General features: G+C 63.1%; 21 protein-coding genes. 13 read left to right on the forward strand and 8 right to left on the reverse strand.

Annotated features, from left to right (window positions below; genetic code table 11):
• Positions 1-82: 82 nt before the first annotated feature.
• Positions 83-1018, reverse strand: coding sequence for a LysR family transcriptional regulator (locus E1748_RS18985; RefSeq protein WP_133648701.1), 936 nt, complete (start codon positions 1016-1018; stop codon positions 83-85).
• Positions 1019-1149: 131 nt separating this feature from the next.
• On the opposite strand from E1748_RS18985, the gene E1748_RS18990 reads away from it, so the two are divergent.
• From E1748_RS18990 to E1748_RS19005, 4 genes are read left to right on the forward strand one after another with little or no spacing between them, the layout of a single operon-like run.
• Positions 1150-2034, forward strand: a complete 885-nt coding sequence (locus E1748_RS18990; RefSeq protein ID WP_133648702.1) for an intradiol ring-cleavage dioxygenase — start codon at positions 1150-1152, stop codon at positions 2032-2034.
• Complete coding sequence (locus E1748_RS18995; protein WP_133648703.1) at positions 2031-2399, forward strand: Dabb family protein; 369 nt, start codon at positions 2031-2033, stop codon at positions 2397-2399. Before E1748_RS18990 ends, E1748_RS18995 begins: the two co-directional genes overlap by 4 nt.
• Positions 2386-3465 carry a maleylacetate reductase gene (locus E1748_RS19000; protein WP_133648704.1) on the forward strand — a complete coding sequence of 360 codons (1080 nt, stop codon included), beginning with the start codon at positions 2386-2388 and terminating at the stop codon, positions 3463-3465. The genes E1748_RS18995 and E1748_RS19000 overlap by 14 nt, the downstream gene beginning before the upstream one ends.
• 60 nt (positions 3466-3525) lie before the next feature.
• The gene (locus E1748_RS19005) at positions 3526-3945 is read left to right on the forward strand and encodes a DoxX family protein (RefSeq protein ID WP_133648705.1); all 420 of its coding nucleotides are present in this window, start codon (positions 3526-3528) and stop codon (positions 3943-3945) included.
• Positions 3946-3998: 53 nt separating this feature from the next.
• Here the strand turns inward: E1748_RS19005 and E1748_RS19010 are convergent, their stop codons facing one another.
• Positions 3999-5369, reverse strand: coding sequence for an MFS transporter (locus tag E1748_RS19010; RefSeq protein ID WP_133648706.1), 1371 nt, complete (start codon positions 5367-5369; stop codon positions 3999-4001).
• Complete coding sequence (locus E1748_RS19015) at positions 5366-6337, reverse strand: amidohydrolase family protein (protein ID WP_133648707.1); 972 nt, start codon at positions 6335-6337, stop codon at positions 5366-5368. Before E1748_RS19015 ends, E1748_RS19010 begins: the two co-directional genes overlap by 4 nt.
• 167 nt (positions 6338-6504) lie before the next feature.
• On the opposite strand from E1748_RS19015, the gene E1748_RS19020 reads away from it, so the two are divergent.
• Together E1748_RS19020 and E1748_RS19025 are read left to right on the forward strand one after the other, a co-directional pair.
• Positions 6505-6978, forward strand: coding sequence for a MarR family winged helix-turn-helix transcriptional regulator (locus tag E1748_RS19020; protein WP_133648708.1), 474 nt, complete (start codon positions 6505-6507; stop codon positions 6976-6978).
• 153 nt (positions 6979-7131) lie between these two features.
• Complete coding sequence (locus E1748_RS19025) at positions 7132-8199, forward strand: LacI family DNA-binding transcriptional regulator (protein WP_133649434.1); 1068 nt, start codon at positions 7132-7134, stop codon at positions 8197-8199.
• 28 nt (positions 8200-8227) lie between these two features.
• Here E1748_RS19025 and E1748_RS19030 read toward each other — a convergent pair whose 3' ends face one another.
• Positions 8228-10063, reverse strand: coding sequence for an IlvD/Edd family dehydratase (locus E1748_RS19030; protein WP_133648709.1), 1836 nt, complete (start codon positions 10061-10063; stop codon positions 8228-8230).
• A 17-nt stretch (positions 10064-10080) separates the two neighbouring features.
• Positions 10081-11040 carry a 2-hydroxyacid dehydrogenase gene (locus E1748_RS19035; protein WP_133648710.1) on the reverse strand — a complete coding sequence of 320 codons (960 nt, stop codon included), beginning with the start codon at positions 11038-11040 and terminating at the stop codon, positions 10081-10083.
• A 143-nt stretch (positions 11041-11183) separates the two neighbouring features.
• On the opposite strand from E1748_RS19035, the gene E1748_RS19040 reads away from it, so the two are divergent.
• From E1748_RS19040 to E1748_RS19055, 4 genes are all read left to right on the forward strand, one after another.
• Entirely contained in the window at positions 11184-12062 is an 879-nt protein-coding gene (locus E1748_RS19040; protein ID WP_420819331.1) for an NAD(P)-dependent oxidoreductase, read from the forward strand.
• 99 nt (positions 12063-12161) lie between these two features.
• Entirely contained in the window at positions 12162-13541 is a 1380-nt protein-coding gene (locus E1748_RS19045) for an MFS transporter (protein WP_133648712.1), read from the forward strand.
• A 253-nt stretch (positions 13542-13794) separates the two neighbouring features.
• Positions 13795-14181 carry an aggregation-promoting factor C-terminal-like domain-containing protein gene (locus tag E1748_RS19050; RefSeq protein WP_133648713.1) on the forward strand — a complete coding sequence of 129 codons (387 nt, stop codon included), beginning with the start codon at positions 13795-13797 and terminating at the stop codon, positions 14179-14181.
• A 4-nt stretch (positions 14182-14185) separates the two neighbouring features.
• Positions 14186-14656: a hypothetical protein gene (locus tag E1748_RS19055; protein WP_133648714.1), complete on the forward strand. Its 471-nt coding sequence runs from the start codon at positions 14186-14188 to the stop codon at positions 14654-14656.
• Positions 14657-14666: 10 nt separating this feature from the next.
• Here E1748_RS19055 and E1748_RS19060 read toward each other — a convergent pair whose 3' ends face one another.
• From E1748_RS19060 to E1748_RS19070, 3 genes are all read right to left on the reverse strand, one after another.
• Positions 14667-15656 carry an AraC family transcriptional regulator gene (locus E1748_RS19060; RefSeq protein WP_133648715.1) on the reverse strand — a complete coding sequence of 330 codons (990 nt, stop codon included), beginning with the start codon at positions 15654-15656 and terminating at the stop codon, positions 14667-14669.
• Positions 15653-16684 carry an NAD-dependent epimerase/dehydratase family protein gene (locus E1748_RS19065; RefSeq protein WP_133648716.1) on the reverse strand — a complete coding sequence of 344 codons (1032 nt, stop codon included), beginning with the start codon at positions 16682-16684 and terminating at the stop codon, positions 15653-15655. The genes E1748_RS19060 and E1748_RS19065 overlap by 4 nt, the downstream gene beginning before the upstream one ends.
• Positions 16685-16935: 251 nt before the next feature.
• Entirely contained in the window at positions 16936-17631 is a 696-nt protein-coding gene (locus E1748_RS19070; protein ID WP_240766687.1) for a TetR/AcrR family transcriptional regulator, read from the reverse strand.
• A gap of 306 nt (positions 17632-17937) precedes the next feature.
• Here E1748_RS19070 and E1748_RS19075 point away from each other — a divergent pair, with 306 nt between their 5' ends.
• From E1748_RS19075 to E1748_RS19085, 3 genes are all read left to right on the forward strand, one after another.
• Positions 17938-18741 carry an SDR family NAD(P)-dependent oxidoreductase gene (locus tag E1748_RS19075; RefSeq protein ID WP_133648717.1) on the forward strand — a complete coding sequence of 268 codons (804 nt, stop codon included), beginning with the start codon at positions 17938-17940 and terminating at the stop codon, positions 18739-18741.
• Positions 18742-18888: 147 nt separating this feature from the next.
• A complete protein-coding gene (locus E1748_RS19080; protein ID WP_133648718.1) occupies positions 18889-19770 on the forward strand; it encodes a transporter in 882 nt (293 codons plus the stop codon).
• Positions 19771-19786: 16 nt separating this feature from the next.
• On the forward strand, positions 19787-20968 hold the full coding sequence (locus E1748_RS19085) for a lipid-transfer protein (protein WP_133648719.1): 1182 nt from the start codon (positions 19787-19789) through the stop codon (positions 20966-20968).
• Positions 20969-21014: the final 46 nt, after the last annotated feature.

Below are 21014 nucleotides of genomic sequence, written 5' to 3' on the forward strand. Positions count from 1 at the left end.
AGCGAAGGGGCACTGCCTGTCGTAACGGCCGCCCGGCAGAAAACTTGAGCGTGACGATCCTCGTCCTCCGACAAAAACCGACCTAGCGCGACGGCACCGCGTTCCAGCGCTTTTCGAGGTCGAGTTTCTTCACGTGCTCGCGCAGCGCATCGGCGAACACGCGGATCTTTGCGGGTTGATGTCGACGGCTCTGGTACGCGAGATTGATCGTGAGCGGGGGCAGGCGCCAGTCTTCGAGGATCGGCACGAGCCGGCCGGCGACGATGTCGTCGTGCACGATATACAGCGGCTGGACCACGATGCCCATGCCGGCGCGTCCCGCCGCACAGATCACCTGACCTTCATTCGATTCGAACGCGGCCGAAATCGCGATGTCGGCAACGTCGCGCCGCTTGCCGTCGCGCTCCAGATGCAGCACGTACGGCTCGGCCGTGAGGTTATAGACCAGCATCTTGTGACGCGTGAGATCGTCAGGCGTGTCGGGTCGCCCGTATTGCGACAGATACGCGGGCGACGCCGCGAGCACGCGTCGCGTTTGCGCGAGACGTTGAATCGTGATGCCTGAATCGCCTTCGTGTTCGCGCGTGCGGATCGCGACGTCGATGCCTGCTTCGATGAAGTTCGGATAGCGGTTTGCCGCGACGATCTGCACCAGCAGATCCGGATAAAGCTGATTGAACTCGGGCAGCCACGGTGCGATGTGCAACAACGCAAACGACACCGAACTGGTCACGCGCAACACGCCGCGCGGACGCAGCGCCATCTCGCTCGCGGCGGCATCCGCTTCGGCCATCTCGGTGAGCAGTGCGGTACAGCGCCGGTGATATTCGCGGCCCGCGTCGGTGAGCCACAGACGCCGCGTCGTGCGTTCGACCAGCCGCGCACCGAGCCGGTCCTCGAGCATGCTGAGCGTGCGGCTCGCGGCCGCATTCGACATGCCGAGCCGATCCGCCGCCTTCGACAGGCTGCCGAGGTCCGCGGTGAGCACGAAAAATTCCATCTGCGTGTAGCGATCCATACGATTACTTTTCCACCTGCCGGAAAGATGTTTTCACTATAGAGCATATTTTTCCGCACGCTGTGCCGTTAAAGTGGCTCCGACAGCGGGTCGGCTCCGTGAGCCTGCCTATCCCGAACGCAGGAGACACCGTGCAAAACATCAGCGAAGACACCATCACCCAGGCCGTGCTCGCGGCCATGTCGGAGACCACCGACGAACGCTTACGCACCGTCATGACGAGCCTGATCCAGCACCTTCATGCGTTCGCGCGCGACGTCAAACTCACCGAAGCCGAATGGCTGCAGGCGGTGCTCTTTCTCACCGACGTCGGCCACATCACCGACGAGCGGCGCCAGGAATTCGTGTTGCTGTCCGACACGCTCGGACTCTCGATGCTCGTCACCACGCAGAACAATCGCAAGCCTCCTGAATGCACGGAGGCGACCGTGCTCGGTCCGTTCTTCGTCGAAGGGGCGCCCGAGTTCGAGAACGGCGACGACGTGTCGAACGGCGCGGTGGGTGCGCCGTGTTTCGTCAATTGCCGCGTGCGCGGTCTCGCGGGCGAACCGGTCGCCGACGCGACGATCGACGTGTGGCAATCGGACGAAGCGGGCTTCTACGACGTGCAGGGGACACCCAATGCGTCCGGTGCAATCGAGCCTCAAGGACGCGGCCGGTTGCGCTCGCTGCCCGATGGCCGCTTCCACTTTCGCTCGATTCTCGCGGAGGCTTATCCGATTCCTTATGACGGTCCGGTCGGCAGGATGCTCACGGCCCTCGGTCGACATCCGTGGCGGCCGGCGCATCTGCATTTCTGGATCGACGCGGCCGGCTACGAGCCGCTGATTACGCATGTGTTCCGCGACGGCGACCAGTACCTCGATTCCGATGCGGTGTTCGGCGTGCGCTCGACACTGATCGCCGACTGGGTCCGTCACGATCCCGGCGTCGCACCGGACGGCACCGTGATGAACGAGCCGTTCTATACGCTTGACTATGAGTTCGTGTTGAATCCAAAGGGCGGTACGCAATGATCCGGCACCTCGTGATGTGGCGCGTGCAGGGCGAAACGGCCGATCAACGACTGGCATCGAGCCTGCGTGTGAAGCAGGAGTTCGAGAGCCTGCGTGATGTGGTCGACGGGTTGTTGCATATCGAAGTCGGCATCGATCGCAGTCGCGTCGATTACGCGTGCGACGTTGCACTCGTTGCGGATTTCGCGTCAGCGCAGGCGCTGGCCGCTTATGCGACGCATCCTGCTCATATGCGAGTGCGCGAGCGTCTCGGCGATCTGCGGACCGCGCGGTTTCAGGTGGACTACGAGGTCGGTGATGCCGCATGCGCAGCGGACGCAGCGCATGAAATTCATGCATCGGAGCCCGACGATGTCCGCGCGTGAATTCGTCTACACCGGTCGTGCCGCACGCGTCGTGTTCGGTCGCGGCAGTCTCGGGTTTCTCGAACGCGAAGTGCTCGCACTGGGTGCGCAACGCGTGCTGGTGCTGTGCGGGACCGAACAGCGTGCGCTCGGTGCGTCGGTGGTCGAACGACTTGGTGCACGCGCGGCCGGACTCTTCGATCGTGCGACGATGCACGTGCCGCTCGAGCTCGCGATTCAGGCGCGTGAAATTGCGGCGTCGCTCGGGGCCGATTGTGCGGTTGCAGTCGGAGGAGGATCGGCGATCGGGCTCGGCAAGGCGATTGCTTTGGAGTCGGGGCTGCCGGTGCTTGCCATTCCTACCACCTATGCCGGTAGCGAAATGACGCCGGTGTACGGCATCACTGAAGGCGGGCTCAAACGCACGGGCACCGATCCACGTGTGTTGCCGAAGACCGTTATCTACGATCCTGATCTGACCGCAACGCTGCCGCTGCAGATGTCGCTCACCAGCGGCATCAACGCCATCGCGCACGCGGCCGAAGGCCTTTATTCGCGCGACGCAAATCCAGTCACGAGCCTGATGGCGGAAGAGGGTATCGCCGCGCTTGCACGCAGCCTGCCGCGGATCGTCGCGGGCATCAACGATCGCGATGCCACCGATGCAAGAACCGACGCGCTCTACGGCGCATGGCTGTGCGGCACCGTGCTCGGCAGTGTCGGCATGGCGTTGCATCACAAGCTCTGTCATACGCTTGGCGGCAGTTTCAATCTGCTGCATGCGCAGACGCACACGATCCTGCTGCCGCATGCGCTTGCCTATAACGCGCTCGCTGCGCCCGATGCAATGGACAGGATCGCGCGCGCACTGCGTAGCGACGATGCGTCGTCGGGCATGTATGCGCTCGCGCGCGACAACGGCGCCGCCGTCGCGTTGAAAGAGATCGGCATGCAGGAAGCGGACCTCGATCGCGCGGCCGATATCGCATGCAGCAATCCGTACTGGAATCCGCGGCCCGTCGAACGCGAACCGATCCGTGCGCTGCTTCAGCGTGCCTTCGACGGCGATCCGCCGACCGCGTACTGAACCTCCGTGCATCGCATTCCAGAAGGCTTTTTTTACCTTTACTCTTAGATGGAGCATCCGATGAATCTCTCCCTGCACGCTGCAGCCCCCGTAGAAGACACGCTGAAACTGCGCGTCGCCCGCACGATGATGTCGGCGCTCTTCCTGATTGCAGGCGTCCGCAAAGTGTTGACGTGGTCGGCGACCGTTGCGTACTTCTCGACGCTCGGTCTGCCCGCCGCGCAGTGGATCGTGCCGCTCGTGATCCTGCTCGAAATCGGCGGAGGCATCGCGCTGATCGCTGGCTGGCGGATTCGCGAGCTGTCCGTGATTCTCGCGATCTATACGTTTCTCACCGCGTTCGTCGCGCATCGCTTCTGGGCTGCTGATCCGGCGCAATTCAACGGGCAGTTGAACAACTTCTTTAAGAACATGGCGATGGTTGGCGGATTTCTGCTGCTGATTCCGTCTCGTGTGAGCGGTGCAAGAAGCACGGAATAAATCGAAGCGTGAATAAAAGGCCGGCGCGAAAGTAACGCGCCGGCCTTTGTCGTTTACACCGTCTCTGCTTCACGCCGCGACGACGCAAACAGTCTGTCGTGCGACATCGCATACAGCATCACGGACGACAGCAATGCAGGCACAGCCGCCGCATAAAACAGCTGCTGCGCGCTCCAGTGCAATTCCATCAGGCTACCCGCGACGATCGGACCGACGATCGATCCCGCGCGGCCGATGCCTAAACTCCAGCCGACGCCGGTCGCACGCAACGTCACCGGATAGAGCGTAGCCGACAGCGAGTTGTTCGCGGGCTGTCCGCCGACGATCCCGAAGCCCGCGACGGCAACCACGACCAGCAACAGCGCGAGCGACACAGGTGCTGCTTGTCCGGTGCCGACGATCGCGGCAGCAGCGATCAGATAGCACGGCGTCAGTACACGGAAGAATCCCCATCGATCGATCAACGGACCCATCGCGAGCGTGCCGATCACACCGCCGACCTGCAGGATCGTCCCGACCAGTGCCGCGTCGGCAACGCTATAGCCGACGTCGGTGACGATCGTCGGCAGCCAGTTCGCGAGAAAGAACAGGTTCAGCAGATTCATGAAGTTGACGCCCCACGACAGCAGCGTCACGCGTGCGCGACCATCGGAGAACAACGCGCGGACCGGGCTGCCTGCGGGCGCGGCTTCGTGCAGCCGGTAGCGCGTCTGTGCATCGAACGGCAACGTGGGGGCGATGCGTCGCAACCAGTGTGCGACACGCTGCATATCGTTCCCGCCACGGCCGCGCGCGACGATGAACTGCATCGATTCGGGCAGCCAGATCGCCATCGCAATCGCGACGACGAACGGCACTGCGCCGCCGAACAGGAACACCGCCTGCCAGCCGGCGAGCGGAATCAGCAGCGCGGACACGACACCGCCGAACGCCGCGCCGCCGGTGAATCCACACGACACCCACATCATCAGCGTCGCACGCCGGCGTGCCGGGCTGTATTCGCTGACGAGCGCGATCGCGTTGCCCATGATGCCGCCGAGCCCCGCGCCGGTGACGAGACGCAGCGCGAGCAGTTGCGGCAACGTCGCGGCAAACGACGTCGCGAACATGCACAGCGCAAGGAAGAACGTGCAGCCGATCAGTACCGGACGACGGCCGATGCGGTCCGCCAGCGGCCCGAGCGCGAGCGACCCGACCAGCATGCCGACCAGGCTCGCGCCGAACACCGGCCCCATCGCGGCACGCGACACGCCCCACGCGTGAATGATCGACGGCGCGACGAAACCCATCGCCTGCACATCGAAACCGTCGATCACGACGCACAGACCGAGCAGCACCATCGTCGCGATCTGGAAGCGGCCGATCGGCTGCGTGTCGACGACCGCCGCGATATCGACGACCGTTCTTTCGTCAGACGTCGTCATGACAGGCCAAATAAACGTCGCGCGTTGTCGCGACCGATCTTGCGACGATCCAGCTCGCTGATCTCGCAGCGATCGAACCAGCCGGCGGCGTCTTCGTGCTTCTCGAACGGATAGTCGACCGAGTACATGATGCGGTCGCTGCCGACTTCGAGCATCGTCGACAGCAGCGTCGGCGTGCGGAAATTGCCGCTCGTCGTGATGTACACGTTGTCGCGCAGGTAGTCGCCGATTTCGCGCGCGCACGGCATGCCGCGGCGACCCTTACGCAGGATGTGATCGACGCGCCAGATGTTGAACGGCAGGCCTTCGCCGAAGTGTCCAAGGATCATCTGCAGTCGCGGATGACGGTCGAATAATCCACTCGACAGCAGACGCAGCGCGTGCATGCTGGTTTCGGCGGCGAATGCCCATGTCGGTCCGGTGAGCCACGGACGGCCTTCGTAGATCGGTTCGCGCGACGCCAGCGGGTCGCGCGGGTGCATGTAGAACGGTTTGTTCAATGCGGCGGCGTGGGTCCAGAAGTCGGTGAACTCGGGTGCGTCGTAGTACGCGACCGTGTCGGCATCGCCGACCTGCGAAAAGCCGTTCACGAGAAAGCCGTGAAAGCCCAGTTCCGTCACGCAGCGTTCCAGTTCGAGCGCGGCGGCGTGCGGATCCTGCATCGGCAGCGCAGCGAATCCGCCGAAGCGGGTAGGGTGGCGCTGGATCTGTTCGGCGAGCAGATCGTTCGCACGTTTTGCAACCGTGACTGCCTGGTGCGCATCCGGAATGGCCTGCACGGCCGGTGAGTTCAGCGACAGGATCGAAAGAGCGGTGCCCCATTCGTCCATTTTTTCGAGGCGCTGCTGCTCGAAGTCGAGCAGGTTCGAGCGCAGCGTCGGCCACACTTCGGGGCGGGCGTAGACCTCGGAATCGGCGATCGTCAGATCGATGGCGAAGTGTTCTTCCAGCGCAATCTTGTCTTTCATGGGGCTCTCACAATGGTTTGATTGAAAAATCAAGTAAGTTTTGGCGTAGTCTATACTTGAATATTCAAATAAATACTCGGGATAACCCTGGCGCGCTGCCTGTTGCAAGAGAGGCCTAAGCTATACTTGAAGATGCAAACAAAGTATCAAAAAGGGATGAAAATAAAATGATCAAACGCGGCGATACGTCGATCACGGTCGACCACGATCTCGAGAAAGCGGTTCCGTATCTGGTCGCACGCACGGGCAGCCGGATGGGCGGGGCTTTTGCGAAGGCGCTCAAACCGTATGGCCTGAGTCTCAGCGAGTGGCGCGTGTGTGCATCGCTCGGGCACACGCCGCATCAACGGTTGTCCGAACTCGTCGTCCGTGCGTGCGTCGACATGTCGACGCTGTCGCGCATCGTCGACCGGCTGATTGCGCAGAAACTTGTGTCGCGTGAACGTAGCGACGAGGATGGCCGCGCGATCCGACTGTCGTTGACCGCGGCCGGCGCAAAGCTGGCGCGCGAGATCGTGCCGCTCGCGAAGCACTATGAAGACGTCGCGCTCGGCTGCTTTACGAAAGCGGAAGTCGACGTGCTGCGCAAGCTGTTGAACCGTCTGTACGACAACGCCGAACCGCTCGCGCTGCAGACGTGATGTCAGACATAAGCGCGCGGCATCGCGGAGGCAGACGCTTACGGTAAGATTCGAGCGTTATTTTCCTTTGCATGCAGCGCGATGAGCGATCACGACAACGCACCACCGCCCCCAACGTCCTCGACGCAGGCCGACACATCCGCGCCGGTCCGCATGGCGGATGTCGCGCGGCTGGCGGGGGTGTCGAAGATGACGGTGTCGCGCGTGCTGACGGGGCAGCGGGTCGGTGCCGCAACACGCGAGCAGGTGCTGCGCGTGGTCGCGGAAACCGGCTACGTCGCCGATGCATCGGCGGGCGCGCTGTCGTCGGGGCGATCGAGTTTCGTCGTCGTGCTCGTGCCATCGCTCACCAGTTCCAACTTTGCCGATACCGTACGTGGGATCAGCGACACGGTCGAAGCGCGCGGCATGCAACTGCTGCTCGGCTATACCGACTATCGCGAAGAGCGCGAGGAATCGCTGGTGCGCGCGCTGCTGCGCTACGCACCGCGCGGCGTCGTGCTGACGGGCGGCCATCACACGGCAGACACGCATTCGTTGCTCGCACGCGCGGGCATTCCCGTGATCGAAACGTGGGACCTGCCGCGCGATCCGATCGATCGCGTCGTCGGCTTTTCCAATAGCGATGCCGCGCGCGCGATGGTGCGTCATCTGTACGAACGCGGCTATCGGCGCATTGGCTTCGTCAGCAGCGCGTCGAAGCTGGACCTGCGCGGCATCGACCGGCGTAATGGCTATCTGAAGGAAGTGAAGGCCACCGGGCTCGCAGAGCCACGCGACATCACGCACACCGAGTGGACCACCGACATGGCGCACGGCGCCGCGATGGGTCACGGCGCCGCAGCGCTCGATCAACTGCTCGAACGCTGGCCCGACACCGATGCCGTGATGTGCGCGAGCGACATCCACGCGTTCGGCACGATCATGGCGTGCCATCGACGCGGCTTGTCGGTGCCGCGCGATCTCGCGGTCGCGGGATTCGGCGACTTCGAAGTGTCGCGACATTGCTTCCCGTCGATCACGACGGTATCGGTCGACGCATACGGGATCGGTCGTTCCGCCGGTGCATCGCTGCTCGCCGCACTCGACGGCCGCGAGCAGCCGAGCCGTTCACGCCGCGAGCACAAGGCGGAGCAAACCGGCACGACATCAACCGAACCGGCCGACATGCCGAAGGTCTTCAAGATCCACTACGAGGTGATCGCGCGCGAAAGCGCGTGACCCCCTTTAATGCGATCGCGCCAAGCGATCAGTGGTTGTGCCGCGACTCGCCGCGCGTTTCCAGAATGTTCAGATACAGCGTCGCGGGCTCGAGGCACGCGCCGCTGCCGTGCTGCCCGACCATGCTGCGAGAGATTTCTTCCCACGGCGTTTTGTGGTCAAGCTTAGGCGGCCGGTAGTCCGCGCGCCGCTGCGCCATCTCGGCATCGGGAATTAGCACGTCGACCTTGCGCGCGTTCAGATCGATACGGATCGCGTCGCCGGTGCGCAGCAGCGCAAGATTGCCGCCGACCGCCGCCTCGGGCGACACGTTCAGGATCGACGGACTCGCCGACGTGCCGCTTTGCCGTCCATCGCCGAGTGTCGGCAGCACGTCGATGCCGCGCTTGAGCAGCGCGGCAGGCGGCTGCATGTTCACGACTTCGGCGCCGCCCGGAAAACCCACCGGACCGCAGTTGCGGATCACGAGCACCGAACGCTCGTCGATACCCAGCGCCGGGTCTTCGATCCGCGCGTGATAGTCCTCCGGTCCTTCGAACACGACGACCTTTCCTTCGAATACGTTCGGATGCGCGGGGTCCGACAGAAAGCGCTTACGGAACGCCGGGTCGATCACGCTGATCTTCATCACCGCGCTGTCGAACAGATTGCCCGACAGCACCACGTAGCCGGCCGCTTCTTTCAGCGGCGAGTCATACGCGCGGATCACTTCGCGGTCCGGCGCCTGCACGGGAGCGAGATCTTCGGCAAGCGTGCGACCGCTGACCGTGCGCACGTCGCCGTGCAGTTTGCCGGCCGCGAGCAGTTCGCGCATCACGGCGGGCACGCCGCCCGCGCGATGAAACGCTTCGCCGAGAAAACGTCCGGCCGGCTGGCAGTCGACCAGCAGCGGCACATCCGGACCGAGACGCTGCCAGTCGTCGAGTGTGTGTTCGACGCCCATGTGCCGCGCGATCGCGATCATATGGATCGGACAGTTCGACGACGCGCCGAGCGCGGCTGCGGCAACCACCGCGTTTTCGAAAGCGTGTTTCGTCATCACGTCGGACGGACGCAGATTTTCCCCGACCATTTCGACGATACGTTTGCCCGTGTGATACGCCATCCAGCCGCGCTCGCGATGCGGCGCCGGAATCGCCGCGCAGCCGGGCAGCGACATGCCGAGCGCTTCGGCGAGCGAGTTCATCGACAGCGCGGTGCCCATCGTGTTGCAGTGACCCGCCGACGGTGCCGACGCCGACACTTCGTCCATGAACTGGTCGTAGTCGATGTCGCCGGCGGACAACCGCTTGCGCGCATCCCAGATCACCGTGCCGGAACCGGCGAGCTTGCCTTGCCACCAGCCGTCGAGCATCGGTCCGCCGGACAGCACGATCGACGGAATGTTGACGGTTGCCGCCGCCATCAGACAGGCAGGCGTCGTCTTGTCGCAGCCGGTCGTGAGCACGACGCCGTCGAGCGGATAGCCGTGCAGGATCTCGACGAGGCCGAGGTACGCGAGATTGCGGTCGAGCGCGGCGGTGGGGCGCTTGCCGGTCTCCTGGATCGGATGCACCGGGAATTCGAGCGGAATGCCGCCGGCGTCGCGGATGCCGTCGCGCACGCGCTGCGCGAGCTGCAGATGATGGCGGTTGCACGGCGCGAGATCGGAGCCGGTCTGCGCGATGCCGATGATCGGTTTGCCCGATTGCAGTTCTTCGCGCGTGATGCCGTAGTTCATGTAGCGCTCGATATACAGCGCGGTCATGCCCGGGTCGGCGGGGTCGTCGAACCAGCGGCGGCTGCGCAGGCGTTTCGTGCCGGTCGTGTCGTGCGCGTCCGCTGCTTCGGCGTGACGGTCTTGTGGGGAGCGGGCGTCGGTCATGGTGTCTCCGTGTTCGTTCAGATGGTCTTCGCTGGCAGAGGGTATTCGGTCACGAGCGGTGTGCCCGCGAAAAACGCTTCCAGATTGTCGCGCACCAGTTTTGCCATCGCCGCACGCGTCTCGACCGTCGCGCTCGCACGATGCGGTTGCAGCACGACGTTGGGCAGCGTCGCGAAGCGGGCGTCGATCGACGGTTCGTTCCAGAATACGTCGAGTGCGGCGCCACGGATACGCTGCGTCGCAAGATAGTCGAGCAGCACCGGCTCGTCGACGATGCTGCCGCGCGCGATGTTGACGAGAATGCCTTGCGGTCCGAGCGCATCGAACACCTCGCGCCCGATCGATCCGCGATTGTTCCTGTCGGCTGCTGCGCAGATTGCGAAGAAATCCACGTGTCGCGCGAGTTCGACTGCGCTGTCGTGGTACGCGTAGCGCACGCCTTCGATCCGGTTACGATCGTGATACGCGATCGACAGGTCGAACGCTTCCGCGCGTTTCGCGAGCGCGCGTCCGACGCGTCCGAGCCCGAGGATGCCGAGCCGTTTGCCGAACAGTCGCGTCGCGAGCGGCAGCGTGCGCTTGCCCCATTCGCCTGCGCGGACGGCGGCGTCGTTCTGCGGAATCTCACGGGCGATCGCGAGCAGCAGACCCATGCCCAGATCGGCGACGTCTTCGGTCAGCACGTCCGGCGTATACGTCACGCGGATGCCGCGACGTGTCGCGTGTTCGAGATCGATCGCATCGACGCCGACGCCATACGACACGATCGCTTCGAGGTTCGGCAGCGCATCGATCAACTGCCGGCTCGCACCGGCTTCGCCGTTCGTCGCGAGCGCACGGATGCGCGGGCCGACCTCGGCAAGAAGCGCGTCCGGGTTCGCTGCGCCTTGCAGCACATGCAGCGTGTAGTGCCGCTCCAGCTCGGCCATGTCGGCGTCGGGATATCGCGCGACTACCAGTAAATCCGCCTTGTGCATGCTATCTCCGCGTGTTAGATTTGTTTTAGGTTACCGGTAACCATAAATTCAAGTTTGCCCGGTTTGCCGGTTCATGTCCAGCAGCACGATCCAACAGGTGCGCGATGGTGGATTCGACGGTGGCTTTACCGCAGGTGGCGCGGGTGGCATTTCTCGGAATCGGCCTGATGGGCGAGCGGCAGGCGCGCGTGCTGCTGCGCGCGGGCTTTTCGGTGACGGTGTGGAACCGGAATCGCGAGAAAGCCGAGCGGCTCGTGCCGGATGGCGCACGCGTCGCGGACGATCCGTCGGCCGCGCTCGCCGATGCCGACATCGTGATCACGATGCTCGCCGACGGTCCTGCCGTTCACGATGTGCTGTTCGCGCGCGGCGCTGCAAAGGCGATGCGTGTGGGCACGGTTGTCGTCGATATGAGTTCGATCCGTCCGGACGAAGCGCGTGAGCATGCCCGTCTGCTCGCGCAGAGCGGTATCGCGCATCTCGATGCGCCGGTGTCGGGTGGCGTCAGCGGCGCCGAGCGCGGCATGCTCGCGATCATGTGCGGCGGCGACGAAGACACGTTCGAACGCGTCGTGCCGGTGCTTCGTGCGATGGGGCGTCCGGTGCGCGTGGGACCGAGCGGCGCGGGACAACTTGCGAAGCTGGCAAATCAGGTGATCGTCGGTGCGACGATCGGCGCGGTCGCCGAGGCGATGGCGCTGGTGGAGCGCGGCGGCGGTGATGCCGGGCGGCTCGTCGATGCGCTTTCCGGCGGTTACGCGGACGGTACGGTCCTGCGCCTGCACGGACGCCGGATGGCCGAACGCGATTTCACGGTAGCCGGCCGCACGACCACGCAGATCAAGGATCTCGACAACGCGCTGCATGCCGCGCGCGAAATGCATGACGGTACGTCAGGTTTGCCGCGCATGCCTTATACCGAACTCACCAAAGATCTCTTCGAAGCGCTGCTCGCCGCGCACGGAGAGATCGACCACAGCGGTGTACTTCTCGAATTCGTAGAGCACGAACGCAATCGCTAGGCGATACACGGACCGGCAATCAGCCGGCCGCATACAACAAGAACAAACAGAAAACGCATGCCCGATCAACCGGACAACCATGCTTTCAAGGAGACATAGATGGATGCGCAGCAAAGCCTGTCAGGAGGACAGCATGCGGCCGCCGGCCGCATCGAGACCCAGGGCACCGTCGTGCCGCCCGAGCAGTTGCGGCGCGCGATACTCACGGGCGCGGTCGGCAGCGCGCTCGAGTACTACGACTTCGCGATCTTCGGACTCGCAACCGCGCTCGTGTTCAACCATATCTTTTTCCCGGCGCTCGGTTCGAAGGCGGCGCTGCTCGCGAGCTTCGGCACGTACGGCGCGGGTTTTCTCGCGCGGCCGTTCGGCGGACTCTTCTTCGGTTCGCTCGGCGATCGCAAGGGACGCAAGTTCGTGCTGCTCGTGACGATCGCGATCATGGGTGCATCGACGACGCTGATCGGTCTGCTGCCGACCGGCACTGTCGGCGCGGTCGCACTCGTGTTGCTGCGATTGCTGCAGGGCTTCGGCGCGGGCGCGGAGCAGGCGGGCGCGTCGACGCTGATGGCCGAGGTCGCGCCGGTGCCGCGTCGCGGGTTCTTTGCGGCGCTGCCGTTTGTCGGCATCTTCGCGGGCTTCGGTCTTGCGACGGCGACGTTCGGCGTGATGCAGCACACGCTCGGCCACGAAGCGATCCTCGCGTGGGCGTGGCGCATTCCGTTTCTGTCGAGCATCGTGCTGATCGGCATCGCGGTGTGGATCCGCTTGCGGCTACGCGAGAGCCCGGTGTTCCTCAGTCTCGAAGGCGCGCACAAGGTCGCGCGCTCGCCGGTTCGCGCGGTGCTCGGCGATGCGCGGCGGCCGGTACTGGCGGCGGTGCTGATGCGCTTCGCGGAGCAGGGCGGCTCGACGATCTACACGACCATCGTGATCGCGTTTCTTGGCGGCACGGTCGCGGGGAAACTCGGCGTGCGACCGTCGGAGCTGGCCGCGATCGGCACGACCGGCGCGTTGATCGCGACGCTCGCGAGCGTGATCACGACGCCGCTGTTCGGCGCGCTGTCGGATCGGATCGGGCGCATTGCCGTGTATCGCGCGGGCGCGATCTTCATGGTGCTATGGTCGATTCCGTCGTGGTGGATGGTCAGCACCGGCGACCCGCTGTGGATCGTGCTCGCGATGTTCGGTGGCCTCGCGCTCGGCGCCAACAGTATGCTCGGCGCGCAGTGTGCGCATTTCGCCGAACTGTTCGGCAACCGGTATCGGTACTCGGGCGTTGCGCTCGCGCGCGAACTGGGCGCGGTGCTGTCGGGCGGCCTCGCGCCGGTGCTCGGCATCTACCTGGTTCAGCAGGCGGACGGCGCGTTCTGGGTGATGGGCGTGTACACCGCCGTGCTGTCGCTGCTGACGCTGACCGGCGTGTTCCTGTCGACCGAAACGCGCGGGCGCAATCTGAACGATCTAGACGACGCGATCTGATTGAAGGAGGGCCGTCTCCGGATGACGCTCCGGTGACGGCTATATTCTTATTTGTAAAACACGGATTTAACCCTGCATCCGATAGACGAAGCGGAATCAATGGCGATATATTGCTGCCTGCGCCGACGGTTTTGACCTGGTTTGATATTTAAAACCGCGCGGCTTGAAAAAGCGCCGGCGATTATCGTCATGCAGACAGGCGAGACTGTTTTTTCGGCGCCGCTCAATATTGTCCATCGATGCAGGATGACTCATGCCAACAAAGCCCGTGCATAAACACCGGCAGCCCAAGCCGGCCAAGAAGAAATGGGAAGAGAAAGATCCGGCAAGCGTGCCGGCTTCGTCGCAGGACGCACTGCGCAAGGCGATGACGATCGAGAAAGTGCCGGCGACCGAATTCGACGATTTCCTGTGGATCATGGCTCAGGAATCCGAGGGCGTCGTGAACGCGCGCAATAGCAGTTCGACGGCGCGCGGTTTATATCAGCTGCTGCGTCCTCAATACGATCTGAATCCGCACGGAGAAAAATCGTTCGGCAATGCGGTCGAGGAATGTCAAGGCGGCATTCACTATATTCTCGGTCGCTATCACAGCTCGCAAACCGCCAAGCTGTTCTGGCAAAAACATCACTGGTATTGATCCGATGCGGACATTTCTTATCGCGGCGCTTGCTGCGACTTTTTTCTGCGCGGCTCAGGTGCGTGCGGACGACGCCGTGCCAGCGTTTGACGACTACAAGGTGACGGACAGCTTCACCGGCAAGCCGGCGAAGGTGCGGATCGTATCGGCGCAGGATCGCAAGTTTGCGACGCGGTTACGCGAACTCAGCGGACAGAAACCCAACTTCGCCGGGCATTACTCGCTGGTGAACTGGGGATGCGGCGCTTCGTGTGTGATGACCGCCGCGATCGACGCGAAGAACGGCCACGTAACCTGGCTGCCGTTCACCGTCTGCTGCTGGGACGTGGACGTCACCGATCCGATCGGATTCAAGCCGGACAGCCGGTTGATCGTCGTGCACGGTAGCCGCAATGAAGAGGGCGGCGGCGTGTACTACTACCAGTTGCAGCCGTCGGGCTTCACGCTGGTCAAGGCGGTCGAGAAATCGAAGTAATCTCGCGCGGTCAATGCACGGCCTGCGTGCGTGCGGTGTCCGGCGTCATGCCGGTCCATGCATTGAACGCGCGAAAGAACGAGTTCGGGTCGCGATAGCCGAGCAGGAACGAGATCTGGCCGTACGGCAGATGCGAGTTGCTCACGTAGTGCCGCGCGAGTTGTTCGCGGACGTCGGAGAGTATCGCCTTGAAGCCGGCGTTTTCCTCTTCGAGCCGCCGCTGCAGCGTGCGTTTGCTGACGGCCAGTCTGCGCGCGACGTCGTCGGCGCTGCTCTGGCCGCTCGGAATCGATTCGAGCAATGCCGCGCGAACGCGCTCCGCCATGCTCGCTTCCGACGACAGATGCACGAGCCGCCGACGCAACTCCGGTTTGAACACCTCCCACATCGCGTCGTTCGCGGTGACAAACGGCCGCTTCGCCTCGGTCATCGAAAAACTGATACTGATCCCATTGCCACGTCGCGGCGTGACGCCGAGGAAATCGGTGTATCCGTCGAGATGAGGTAGATCGTCCGGCGTCGTGACGCTGCGTGCAACGACGCGGGTACGCGTCGCGATTCGCGCCAGCTGCACGAAGAAGCCGAGTTCGATTGCGATCAGGCTGCCGGGAACCGTCGTCTCCCGGTCGAGAAAATCGATCTTCAACGTCAGTGCGTCCGCTGTGGTTTCCACATCCAGCCGGATCGGTCCGATCAACGGCTTGAGTTCGCTGATGCGCCGCGCGGCCACTTCCAGATTCGGGCTGCACAGCGCGGCGAAGATCGCTGGATCGAATGCTTCGACCGACATCTTGTCGAGAATGCGCATCACGAGTGACGACCCGCCGCCGAGGTCTTCCATGGCTTTCCACAAGCGGAAATATTCGCGGCTCGAAAGACTCGCGTCTTTTCGCGCGCAGAGATCCACGGGTAACTGTGCGCGCCGCAGTGCCGCCTCGGGTGCGATGCCGACATCGATCAACAGGATTCTCCAACCCGGCCCGATCTGGAAGCGGTTCATTTTGCAAACCGTCCTGCGTCGATGAACTGCTGGAAAAACTCGTTCATCGATTCGGCGAGCGGCCGATAACGAATGCCGAGTTCATTGCGGCTGCGGCTGTTGTCGGCCTTCCACGGACGGTCGACGTTCAGCGCGATCATTTTCCGCGTCACCGATTTATCCGCGATCGGCCCGACCAGCCAGACGAGCCATTTGGGTAGCGTGCGCCGCGGAATGGGGTAGTCGCGACCATAGCGAGCTACCAGCGTCGAAGCCATTTCCGGGAAGCTGGAGTTGTGACCGGACGTGATATAGCGGCCGTTAGCCTCCGCGGTGAATGCCGCGCGCAAATGCGCTTCGGCGACGTCGCGCACATCGACCAGGCCGATGCCGATATTCGGCAGCCCCGCCTTCGCGGTGCCGTCGCCGAGACGACGAACGATGTTGAAGCTCTCGGACGTGCCGTCCGGATTGATGCCCGGGCCGATCACGAGCGACGGATTGATCGTCACCAGATCCCAGCGATTCTGCTCTTTCGCGATTTTCCACGCTTCCCGTTCGGCGAGCGTTTTCGAATACGAATACGGCTGATGTTTAAGCGATGAGCTGGTGTTCCAGATCGCTTCGGTGAATACGCGGTTCGGGGCTTTGTCGAGGTCGGCGTTGTCGCCGTAGATGGCCGCGCAACTGCTGGTCAGCACGACGCGTTTGACCGACGGCGTGCGGTTGACGGTATCGAGCACATTGAGCGTGCCGAGTTGCGCGGGTTCGATCAGTTCCTTCTGTGCATCCTTGACGTCGATCTTGAACGGCGACGCGGTGTGGAACACCACCTGGCAACCGGCCATCGCTTCCTGATACGAGCCAGACTGCAGTAGATCGGCCTTGAAGTAGCGGATTTTCCCCGGCGATCTAGCCGCGATTTCATCGAGGTATTTCAGCTTGCTGGAATCGTCCGGATTCCTGACCGGTGCGTGGACGGTAAAGCCTTCGTCGAGCAGCCGCTTGACCAGCCAGCCCGCGACGTAGCCGGTTGCGCCAGTCACCATGACCGGAAGAGTCTTGTCGATATTCACGTGTGCCCACCCGAGAGAAATGATGGGACTGATGATGACAGTGGAATCGCGCGATGTAACTAGCAAAGCGCGACAACTCGTATTCCGCACATGCCATGCACCTGATGCTTACGCGTGGTGAACGCGTTGCGTCGTTTTGGGGGAGGACGCGTTCGTCAATGTGCTGATGAAATGAGCGGGCGCCAGGATGCGCTGTCCGAAGTGAGGTCCGGCCGATCGCTCTTTCAGCGATTTCCAGTCAGCTTCGGAAGCAGGTCGCGTACTTCGTCGAGCAGACGTTGAATCGCGTTGGGATCCTTCGAGACATGACGCAGCAGATGCTTCTGAAACAAACCGTCGAGTAACGCGTAGGCCACGCTCGACGTGACTGTCGGCTGCTTTCCGCCGAGTTCCGCATAGCGCTTGACGATCCGCCACACCATGTCTTCGAGACTCTCGTCGATCTCGTTGACGACATCGCGAAACGACTCCTCGAACAGCGCCTGCGATCGCAGGTCGTACCAGAGGCAATGCATCTGCTGTTCGTCGCGGATCGTTTCGGCGAGCTTCTCGAGAAAACCTTCCATCAGTTGTTCGCAGGTCTGCGCTTCGGCGGTCACCACGTCATAGCGCGTGATGCACCTCGCCTTGAAGTGCCGGATGCTGCAGCGGATCAGGTCGAGCTTGTCGGTGAAGTAGTAGTGCAGGACCGCGTGCGTGAAATCGGATTTCTGCGCGATCTCGCGCAGGCTGGTCTTCGCGTAGCCGAGTTCGCCGAGCGTTTCCAGCGCGGCTTCGGCCAGCTCGACGCGCCTCGCTTCGTATTTGTCGGCAGGGAGCCGCCGCGCGCGCGGACCGCGCAGCTCTGCCAGATCGGATTCGGTGTCGCCTCGTTGTGCCATTCCGCGTGTGCCCTCAGTGCCTGCTTGTTGTGTGCTCATTGCGCGCCTGTCTGCCGACCGTCGCGATTCGCCCGGATCTTCGTTGTGCGAGCGCCCGGACGCCCGACGTGTCCAGATCCACTTCGCATTCTTACAATTTTGCGTAGCAACGAACCAACTGTCAAGAAATCTCCAACCGCTCGTCAAGATAAAACTTGACATGTGGTTAGAAATATCCAAACATTTGTTAAAAATAAACTTTACATCTGGTTAGAAAGTTGGCGAAACGGTCGGCAGATCAGGGGTTCCCGAAGGGATTCCATGGTTTGCCCGGAGCGGCACATAACAGGGATGGGAGGACGACAGATGAAGAGCAACAGTCTCGCCGGGCGCAAGGCGCTGGTGACGGGTGGCGCACGCGGCATCGGGGCATCGATCGCGCAGGCGTTGGCGAATGCAGGTGCCGACGTGGTGATCGGCGACGTCCTCGCCGATCTCGCGAAAGAAACCGCTGAGACACTGGCGGCGATCGGCGGCAAGACCGGTTCGGTCCTGCTCGACGTCACCGACGACGCGCAGTGGGAACGCGCCGTCGCCGCAGTCAATGCGCAACTCGGCGGCTTCGACATCCTGATCAACAACGCCGGCATCGAAATCACATCGCTGATCGCGGATCTGCGCGCCGAAGACTTGCGTCGCATGTGCGAGGTCAACATCGTCGGCGTCGGGCTCGGCATGAAGCACGCGTTTCGCAGCATGCGCCCCGGTGGCGCATCGGGGCAGGGCGGTGCGGTCGTGAACATTTCGTCGGTGGCGGCGACCATCGCGTTTCCCGCGATCGCCGGCTATTCGGCGACCAAGTCCGCCGTCGACCGGATGACGCGGGTCGCGGCGATGGAAGCCGGCAAGCTCGGCTACGGCGTGCGCGTCAACTGCGTTTATCCCGGTCTCATTCCGACCGACATGGGCATGAAGCTCGCCACCGACATCGTGACGAACGGCCTGGCAGCCGACGTCGGCGCGGCGGTCGCGTCGGTGGTCGAGCAGACGCCGCTCGGCCGGCTGGCCACCGTCGACGAGGTCGCCGATGCAGTGGTCTTCCTGTGTTCCGACAACGCGCGCTTCATCACCGGCGCAGGCGTGCCCGTGGATGGCGGCATGGGCATGTAACGCATCGGTGCAACGCATGCCCGATGCGGAAAGCACCGGGCATCTCTGACAGCAACCAACCCGGATCGTCCTGAGACAGAAGAATCAGGTAGTCGATAAAAAAATCAGCCAACAAACTTAGGTTTACTAAATATAAAGGTGGGAGACATGAAAATGACAACGAAATCGCTGCGCCCTTCGATCGTTCTGGCCGGCATGCTGGCGATCACGAAATCGGCGTATGCGATCGACATCTATCCGGGCGACTACACGATCCTGCCTCCCGGAACGACGCTCGCGCTGGCTTACGCGGGTTATACGCCGAGCAACACGTTCCATCTCGACGGCGTGGGCAACATTCCGGGTTCGAGCATCGATCAGACGGTCGGCATCGCGCGGGTGCTGTACTACAACCAGCTCTTCGGCATGCCCGTCGCGTATCAGGCGTATCTGCCATTCGGAAAACTGACCGATGCGAAGGTCGGCGGTGCGCCGTTACAGACGAACAACGGTCTCGGCGATCTGACGCTCGGGTTCACCGCGTTCCTCGTGAACCGCCCCGATCCGAACTACGGCACGACCGTCGGGCTGACCAGCTATGTGTCGCTTCCCACCGGCCGGTACAACGTCGGTGCGGCGAACCTGGGGGCCGGTGCCGTGACGTTCACGCCGCAGCTCGGTTTGATTCAAGGCCTCGGACACAGCCTCTTCTTCGACGGCTCGCTCGACGTCGCGGTCCAGACCGGACACAACAACGCCGGTCAGCATATTTCGGTTCACCCATCGATCGAATTGCAGACGTACCTGCGTTACCAGCTCTCGGCAGCGTCATCGGTTTCGTTCGGGTACGCGGGGTATTTCGGCGGCAAGCAATACATCAACGATGTCTACAACGACCAGGAGACAAGTTCCAGCCAGATCCGTCTGTTCGCGAGCCACATGCTCACGCCGACATGGCAGCTGTCCGGCATGCTCGGCAAAGCGGTCGCGACGGAAGGGGGCTTCAAGAACGAGTACAGCGTGCAGCTCCGTTTAATGAAAATCTTCTAGGAATTAAGGATCACTTATGGGTCGTCGCGTCAACATCATCGGGGTTGGGATTACTCCGTTCACGAAGCCGGGCGCGAGTCCGCAGTACTACCAGATGGCGAGCGACGCGGGTCGCACCGCGCTCGCCGATGCAGGTGTCCAGTATGCGCAGGTCGATCAGGTTTACGCGGGCTACGTCTACGGAGATTCCACCTGCGGTCAGCGTGCTGTGTATGAGATCGGCCTGACTGGAGTGCCGGTCGTCAACGTCAACAACAACTGTTCGACAGGCTCCACCGCGCTGTGGCTTGCGCGTCAGGCGGTGGAGAGCGGCGCGGCCGAGTGCGTGCTGGTGCTCGGCTTCGAACAGATGTCGCGCGGCGCATTGACCGCGAAATTCGACGATCGTGAAACGCCATTGAGTCTGCATATCCGCGTGGTCGATCAGGTGCAGGGACCGTCGACCGATCCGCTGGCCGCGCAGATGTTCGGCGGAGCGGGGCGCGAATACATGGCGCGTTACGGCATCCGGCGCGAGACGTTCGGGATGATCTCGGTGAAGGCGCGTGAGCACGCGAGCCGCAATCCGAATGCGTTGTTCCGCGAGAAGCTCGACCTTCAACAGGTGATGCAGTCGGAAGAAGTGTTCGATCCGTTGACCCGCTTTCAATGCTGCCCACCGACGTGCGGCGCGGGTGCGGCCGTGCTGTGCTCGGACGATTTCGCGCGACGTCACGGCGCCCGCGATCCGGTCTACATCGCCGCACAGTCGATGACGACCGATTACCCGAGCAGTTTCACGCCGCCGTCGATGACCCGCATGGTCGGTTACGACATGTCCGCACGCGCGGCGCGGCAGGTGTACGAATCGGCGGGCATCGGACCGCAAGACGTGCAGGTCGTCGAACTGCACGACTGCTTCACGACCAACGAACTGTTGAGTTACGAGGCGCTGGGTCTGTGTCCGGAAGGCGGCGCTGAGAAATTCATCGTCGACGGCGACAACACGTATGGCGGCCGCGTGGTGACGAATCCATCGGGTGGGCTGCTTTCGAAGGGGCATCCGTTGGGTGCGACCGGTCTCGCGCAGTGCACGGAGCTCGTGTGGCAACTGCGCGGGACAGCGGGCCCAAGGCAGGTCGACGGCGCGCGCGTCGCCCTGCAGCACAACATCGGGCTCGGCGGCGCGTGCGTCGTCACGATGTACCGCCGGGACTAGCGGTCAACGAACCATCAGACCCAGGTCGCGGCGCCGCAGCAGAAAA

Origin of the sequence: Paraburkholderia flava, assembly GCF_004359985.1 — a bacterium.
Lineage (GTDB): Bacteria > Pseudomonadota > Gammaproteobacteria > Burkholderiales > Burkholderiaceae > Paraburkholderia > Paraburkholderia flava.